The following is a 6,000-nucleotide window of genomic DNA, read 5'->3' on the forward strand; positions in this document are numbered from 1 at the left end:
GCATTGACACCCGCTGCGCGGGCGCTGTGTGCACCCTGCGGGTGCGTTCTTTAGCCGTGAAGCCTTCGGCAGGATGCGGTCGGCCGGCCTGGGCGCAAGCGGCTGCACCGCCAGCTCCCCCGAGACTTCCCGGACGCGGTCGCAGGCTCCCTCACATCGCCCGGAAACTCTCTCCTCCCCTGCCCTTCGGGTTGCGCCCAGTCCGGCGCTCCCTGACGGCGGTAAACCGCCTTCACGGCAAAAGAACGAGGGGGAGACCAATGGACGACTACGGACACGAGAACACGTACGCCGGTGAGAGCTACGCCGACGGATGCGCGTGCAGCTCGTGCCGCTCTGAGGGCCGGGACACCAACCAGCCAGGTGAGCGCTGCACCGTCAGCCGCTGGCGTGACAGCGACATCTGACCCCCTCCAAGACCTGACGAAAGGACACCCCCATGAGCACGACCGACACCACCCGTGGCCACCTCGCCGAGGTCATCACCAGCGAGCACCACGGGCCGGGTGATGACGGGCTGAGCGCCCAGACTCGCCGTGTGGTCATCGTCGACGCAGGCGGCACCGACCCGGTGACCGAGCAGACACCCGCCGTCCGACTCATCACCCGCGTGCACGTCGCGGCGTGCGGTGGCGCGACGTTGCAGCACTTCGCACCCGTCGACCCGGTCCGTCCGGGCCGGACCGGGTACATGGCCTCCGGTGCCTACGTCGTCGTCCCGCTGACCGCCGCTCGCACGCTCGGCCTGGTGCCCGCCGCCTACGCGCTCCACGACCGCAGCGAGACCCGTCCCGACTACCTCGCCAACGACTGACCCACCCATCACGAACACGAAGGACCCAGCATGCTCACCATCACGCACACGCACGAAGCCGGAACCCTCATCGACGGCACCAGCCGGGGCGACGGCACCGCCGACGTCCTGAAGGCCAACCGGTGGCGTTGGGGGCGCAGCATCGCCGCCTGGTACGTCCCGCACTCCCGCGACCGCCTGCCGAACCTGCACACCATCACCCGCACCGCCGACGCACTCCGCCAGGCCGGATTCACGGTGTCCGTCGACGTCGACCGCACCCACCGGACAACGGCGGAGGTCGAGGCGGACAAGATAGCCCGGCAGGATGACCGGGTGGCCGCGCTCGACGCGAAAGCCGAGCGCAAGACCGCCGCCGCTGACGCCGCATGGGACGTCGAGCGTCGCGCCCTCGACCGGCTCCCCGAGGGTGGCGAGCCCATCAAGATCGGCCATCACTCCGAGCACCGCCACCGCAACGCGATCGCGAGAGCCCACAACGCCACCGGCCGAGCCGTCGCCGCGACCGACGACGCCGATACCGCGCGAGCCCGCGCCGCCTCAGCCGCCGCCACGAACGACGCACGATACAACCCGGTGACGGTCGCGAACCGGATCGAGAAGTACGCCGCCGACATCCGCCGCCTCGACCGCGAACGCGTCGCCCCCGTCTACGACGACACCGCCGGATACGTCCCGGCGACGTCGGAGCAGATCAGCCGCCGCACCGCCCGCACGGAACCGCGCCGCGCGGAGCTCGTCGACCAGCTCGCGTACTGGGAGCAGGTGCGCGCCGAACAGATCCGCACCGGCACGGCCACCGGCTACGACCGCTCCACCGTTCAGAAGGGTGACCGGGTGAAGGTGCGCGGGTCGTGGCGCGAAGTCGTCCGGGTGAACCAGAAGACCGTCAGTCTCACCACCGGTTACTCGTGGACCGACACGACCCCGTATGCGGAGATTCAGCAGCTCACCACGGCTGCCGATTGGGAAGCCGCCGCAGCAGCCCGCGCCAGCTAGCACCCACCGGCCGGGGCGACGCTCCGTCGCTCCGGCCCTCACCTGAAAGCAGCCCACCATGACCACCATCACCGCCGTTCCCGCAGCCGTCGCAGCCGCGCGGATGATTCGTGACTGGCACCACGGGAACATTCTCGGTTCCCTGTCGATGGGCGAGGGCTACACCCTCGCCACCCTGTTCGCGCAGCTCGACCAAGGAGACGTCGCCCAGCACATCATCCGCGAGGTGTGGGAGGGCGAGGCCGCCGATTCGCGCGACCCGCTGCCCTGGGCTAACGCGCACGGATCACGCCTCAGCGACGAGGACCACACCGCAGCGATACCCGGTGAGGGCGACGAACGCTTCCACTTCGTCCCGCGCGTGGCGTTCGAGGACCAGCCCGATGTGGTCGCGTACTGGGCCGCCCGAGAGTGCGCCGATTGCGGAGCCTACGACGGCCCGCTCCACATGGTCGACGGCGTCACCCGTTGCGCCGTCTGCACCACTGACAACTGAACCACTCCCCGACTCACGAAGGACCACGCCATGCTCATGCTCACCCTCCCGGACGGTCACACCATCGCCGCTGAAACCGATGTGCTGCTCGCCGGACAGCTCGCCACCCACCGCTACGGCACCGGCTGGGACGCCGACCTTGACCCGTTCGATGAGCACACCGTCATGGGCGAGCTGTTCGAAGAGATCGCCCTGATCGCAGACGGCGTCCTCGACGGCTACACCCTCACCGAGCGACCCGACTGAGCGGGGCGGGGCATGGCACGCTGCGCGCACCATGCGAGGGGGACGGAGCCCCCTCACACTCCCCCAGCCACCAACCGGACGAACAGCAGAGGGTGCAACCGCAACGCGGGTGCACCCTCTGCTGTTTCGCTGTCGTCGTTAGGGAAGCGGTTTCGGGATTGGCGGTGTCCGTGCTGCGCGCACGCGGCCCATGATGAGCGGCATGAGGCTCAGGGTGACGATCGCGATCGCGATGGCACCGAACAAGATCCCTGACTCTCGGTACACCTGCTCGAGGTAGCTGCCGGACTGCGTGGCGAGCGCGTAGGCAAGCTTCGGGAGTTGCACGAGCAACAGCCCGTACGCGGCTGCAACGAGCATCGACTGCAGTGACCCGACCACCCAACGGGTGATCGGTCGCCGGTAGCGCCCACGCGCAAGTTTGACGAGGCTCGCCACAGCTGCCGCGATGACGAAGAGCACCAGGAGACCTTGTGCCAAGTAGAGCTGGTAGGACGCGGCCAGCGCCGCGGTGTCGTTCACTGCTCACTCCCCTGCGATGCGGCGCCGCGCGCGGGCCGGCGGCGCGTTGCGCCTGTTCCCGGTGGTCGGATGCCGGCCTTGCGTAGCCCGGTCTCTGTCCAGCCGGCGTCGATCGCTGCGCGATACGCGGCCTGGTGCTGAGTTGCTGCGTCTCGTGCCTGAGCCTCGATGTTGGTTGCGTGCTGTCCGGCGTTGACGAGGGTGCGCACGGTGTTCACTCGTGCGTCCATCTCCTCTTGCAGTAGCTCGCGGGCGCGTGCTGCTGCCGCGTCCGCGGTGTCGTGTTCATCCATGCGTGATCCTTCCAATTGAGGGAGACTCCCCACCTATAGACGGGGGGTAGGTGTGCAAGCGGAACTTGCACACCCACCTACAGATGTGGTTTGCCCGCGCAGCCGCGTTGCGCGGGGTCAAGACGTCCGGCGCGTGCAGCGTTCGTGGCTGCACCATGCCCGGACGGTGGCCGCCCGTTCACACGGAACGCTCTCTGCCGATGCGGGCTCGGAGAGACCGCGAACGAAAGAGCGCAGATCGCACGAACCGAGAGGTTCATGCACAGCCCGGGTGGCATGCTCCACTCCCCGGCTCTGCCGACCATGCAGGGCACCACAGGCACCGGTTCCACTGGTCCTGCGGAGCAAGCTATACATTTAGGTTCCCTAAATGGCTTGATCCTCTGGCGGCGTGGCGCTTCGGATGGCACACTGGTCGTGTGGTCCCCGAGGTTTCGGGGTCGCTGCGCTGGGCTGAGGAGTGGTGATGACGGACGAGACGGAGCCGCGGAAGCGAGCGTTGGTTCGTCGTCGTCGGGCGAATGCGCCGGTTGCTCGGCAGCACTCTCACCGGGTGAAGGTCACTCCGGAGGAGGAGGCCCGGTTGGTGGTTCTCGCTGAGGAGCAGCGGGTGACGGTGGCACGGTTGTTGGTTGAGTCGACGTTGCAGCGTGGTGGTGAGACGTCGACGCAGCGGCGTGATCTGTTGACGCAGTTCTTCCAGACGCAGCGGATGCTTGGTGCGCTGTCGAACAACGTCAACCAGTTGGCTCGTGCGTCGAACGCGACGGGCGTTGTGTCGGCGGAGTTGGCGGCGACGTTGCGTGCGACGCAGAAGACGTTGACGAGGATGGACGATCTCGTTGAGAGCCTGATTCACGCATGATGCCGAACGTCGTCAAGGGCGACCGGATGAGCGGCCTCATGTCCTATCTGGTGGGTGAGGGGCGGGCGAACGAGCACCGTGATGCGCACCTGGTGGCGGGCGACCCGGTCGCTATGGCGATGCACGGTACTGCGCAGCTGGCGCATGACGACGCGTTGCAGATCGCGCGGATCCTTGACCAGCCTCGACGCTCGTCTGGTGTCGAGGTGTCGGGTGGTTCTGTGTGGCACTGCTCGCTGTCGTTGCGTGCCGAGGAGGGTGCGCTGTCGGATGAGAAGTGGGCGGAGATCACGCAGGACTTCATGGACGAGATGGGCTTCACCGACGCGTCCGGGAAGTCACCGGCCCGGTGGGTTGCGGTGCGTCACGGGGTGTCGAAGAACGGCAACGACCACGTCCACATCGCCGCATCCCGGGTGCGGGAGGATGGCACGAAGGTGAGCATCCACCTCGACCAGGTGCGCGCCCAGCGCACCTCCCGGATGTTGGAAGCGAAGCACGGGCTGCAGCTGCTCGAGTCCGAGATGCCCGAACGCGCAACCCGTGGCGTGAAGGCCGGTGAGCGCGAGGCGTCGGAGCGTCGCGGCGCCGCGGAACCTGCCCGGGTGAGCCTGGCCAGGACGGTCCGGGGGTGCGCCACCGCGTCGACGGATGAGGCAGAGTTCGTGCGCCGGCTGCGGCAAGCTGGGCTGCTCGTGCGTCCCAGGTTTGAGCGTGGCAGTAGCACCGACGTCGTCGGATACTCCGTCGCACACACCCCGACCCGGAAGAGTTCCGACACCACCCCGATCTGGTTCGGTGGCCGCAGCCTCGGACGTGACCTCTCGCTGGTGGCCCTGCGCGCGGAGTGGTCGGAAACGGCCACCGCAGCACCGGAGTGGACGGCTGCGAAGCAGCGCCAACCCGCGGTCGGCCGTGGCCGGGATGTTGGTGTTCCGGATGCGACGCTGTGGCCGAAGTACACGATCGAGATGCATGATCTGCAAGCGAAGCTCGCTGCTGTGCCGCCGACGGATCGGGTGACGTGGGCGCGGGTGGCGCGGGAGACGTCCGGGACGTTGGCCGCATGGTCGAAGCGGGTCGAACAGACGCCCGGACCGTTGGCTGCTGCCGCTGACTCGGTCGCGAAGTCGGCGCAGTTGCGCACCCGTCAGGCGACCGTTTCGAAGCCGTCCGTCCCGCGAGTGTCCGGGGCTGCGATGTTGCTCCTGCAGGCTGGCGCTCCAGCCAACGGGGCGATCGCGTACACCGTGATGATGAAGCAGATGCTCGCGCTCACCGATGCGCTGATCGGCATGCACCGTGCTGCCGGCGAAGCTCGCCGCGCGGCCGAGCTCGAGCGAGGTGCGCGCGCACAACTCGCCGCAGTCGCCGCGAAGCTCCCGCCGGTACCGACCCGTGCGGCATCCCAACAACCACAGACCGAACGCGCGGCCGAGATCCCGGTCGAGCACCGGGCCGCGTCAGAAGCGCTCCGGATCGCGCAGCGCGGCATGCCCGCCAGCACCGGCACGGTCACCCCACCGTCCGCCTCACCTGAGGCGGCACCACAACAGCCCGGCCGGTCGTATGAGGGCGACCGTGGGCGTGAACGATAGGAACACATGATGACTGACTCCGACGGCATGGACGATGCATTCCACGGGTCACTTCGCACCTCACTGATGATCGCGACCCGCATCGCGGAACAACTCGCCCGCCTGCGGCAGACGCAGCTGCAGCGCGCGCGTGAGCGCAGCGAACACGAGGGCCGCGCCGCGGAGCG

General features: G+C 68.3%; 8 protein-coding genes. 6 read left to right on the top strand and 2 right to left on the bottom strand.

Annotation, left to right across the window (positions count from 1 at the left end; all coding sequences use genetic code 11):
• The first annotated feature begins 439 nt into the window (after positions 1-439).
• The 4 genes from IFT89_RS11385 to IFT89_RS11400 are packed head-to-tail and all read left to right on the top strand — an operon-like array spanning position 440 to position 2,555.
• The gene (locus tag IFT89_RS11385) at positions 440-814 is read left to right on the top strand and encodes a hypothetical protein (protein WP_202939012.1); all 375 of its coding nucleotides are present in this window, start codon (positions 440-442) and stop codon (positions 812-814) included.
• A gap of 30 nt (positions 815-844) precedes the next feature.
• The gene (locus IFT89_RS11390; RefSeq protein ID WP_202939013.1) at positions 845-1,813 is read left to right on the top strand and encodes a DUF3560 domain-containing protein; all 969 of its coding nucleotides are present in this window, start codon (positions 845-847) and stop codon (positions 1,811-1,813) included.
• Positions 1,814-1,871: 58 nt separating this feature from the next.
• On the top strand, positions 1,872-2,309 hold the full coding sequence (locus tag IFT89_RS11395; protein WP_202939014.1) for a hypothetical protein: 438 nt from the start codon (positions 1,872-1,874) through the stop codon (positions 2,307-2,309).
• 30 nt (positions 2,310-2,339) lie between these two features.
• Complete coding sequence (locus IFT89_RS11400) at positions 2,340-2,555, top strand: hypothetical protein (RefSeq protein WP_202939015.1); 216 nt, start codon at positions 2,340-2,342, stop codon at positions 2,553-2,555.
• 138 nt (positions 2,556-2,693) lie between these two features.
• Here the strand turns inward: IFT89_RS11400 and IFT89_RS11405 are convergent, their stop codons facing one another.
• Together IFT89_RS11405 and IFT89_RS11410 are read right to left on the bottom strand one after the other, a co-directional pair.
• Positions 2,694-3,077, bottom strand: coding sequence for a hypothetical protein (locus IFT89_RS11405; protein WP_202939016.1), 384 nt, complete (start codon positions 3,075-3,077; stop codon positions 2,694-2,696).
• Positions 3,074-3,370, bottom strand: coding sequence for a hypothetical protein (locus IFT89_RS11410; protein WP_202939017.1), 297 nt, complete (start codon positions 3,368-3,370; stop codon positions 3,074-3,076). Before IFT89_RS11410 ends, IFT89_RS11405 begins: the two co-directional genes overlap by 4 nt.
• A 466-nt stretch (positions 3,371-3,836) precedes the next feature.
• Between IFT89_RS11410 and IFT89_RS11415 the strand changes: the two genes are divergently transcribed.
• Both IFT89_RS11415 and IFT89_RS11420 read left to right on the top strand, forming a co-directional pair.
• Positions 3,837-4,235, top strand: coding sequence for a plasmid mobilization protein (locus tag IFT89_RS11415; protein WP_202939018.1), 399 nt, complete (start codon positions 3,837-3,839; stop codon positions 4,233-4,235).
• Positions 4,232-5,833, top strand: a complete 1,602-nt coding sequence (locus tag IFT89_RS11420) for a relaxase/mobilization nuclease domain-containing protein (RefSeq protein ID WP_213014255.1) — start codon at positions 4,232-4,234, stop codon at positions 5,831-5,833. The genes IFT89_RS11415 and IFT89_RS11420 overlap by 4 nt, the downstream gene beginning before the upstream one ends.
• Positions 5,834-6,000 lie beyond the last annotated feature (167 nt).

The organism is Plantibacter sp. CFBP 13570, from assembly GCF_014841395.1.
GTDB classification, from domain to species: domain Bacteria; phylum Actinomycetota; class Actinomycetes; order Actinomycetales; family Microbacteriaceae; genus Plantibacter; species Plantibacter auratus.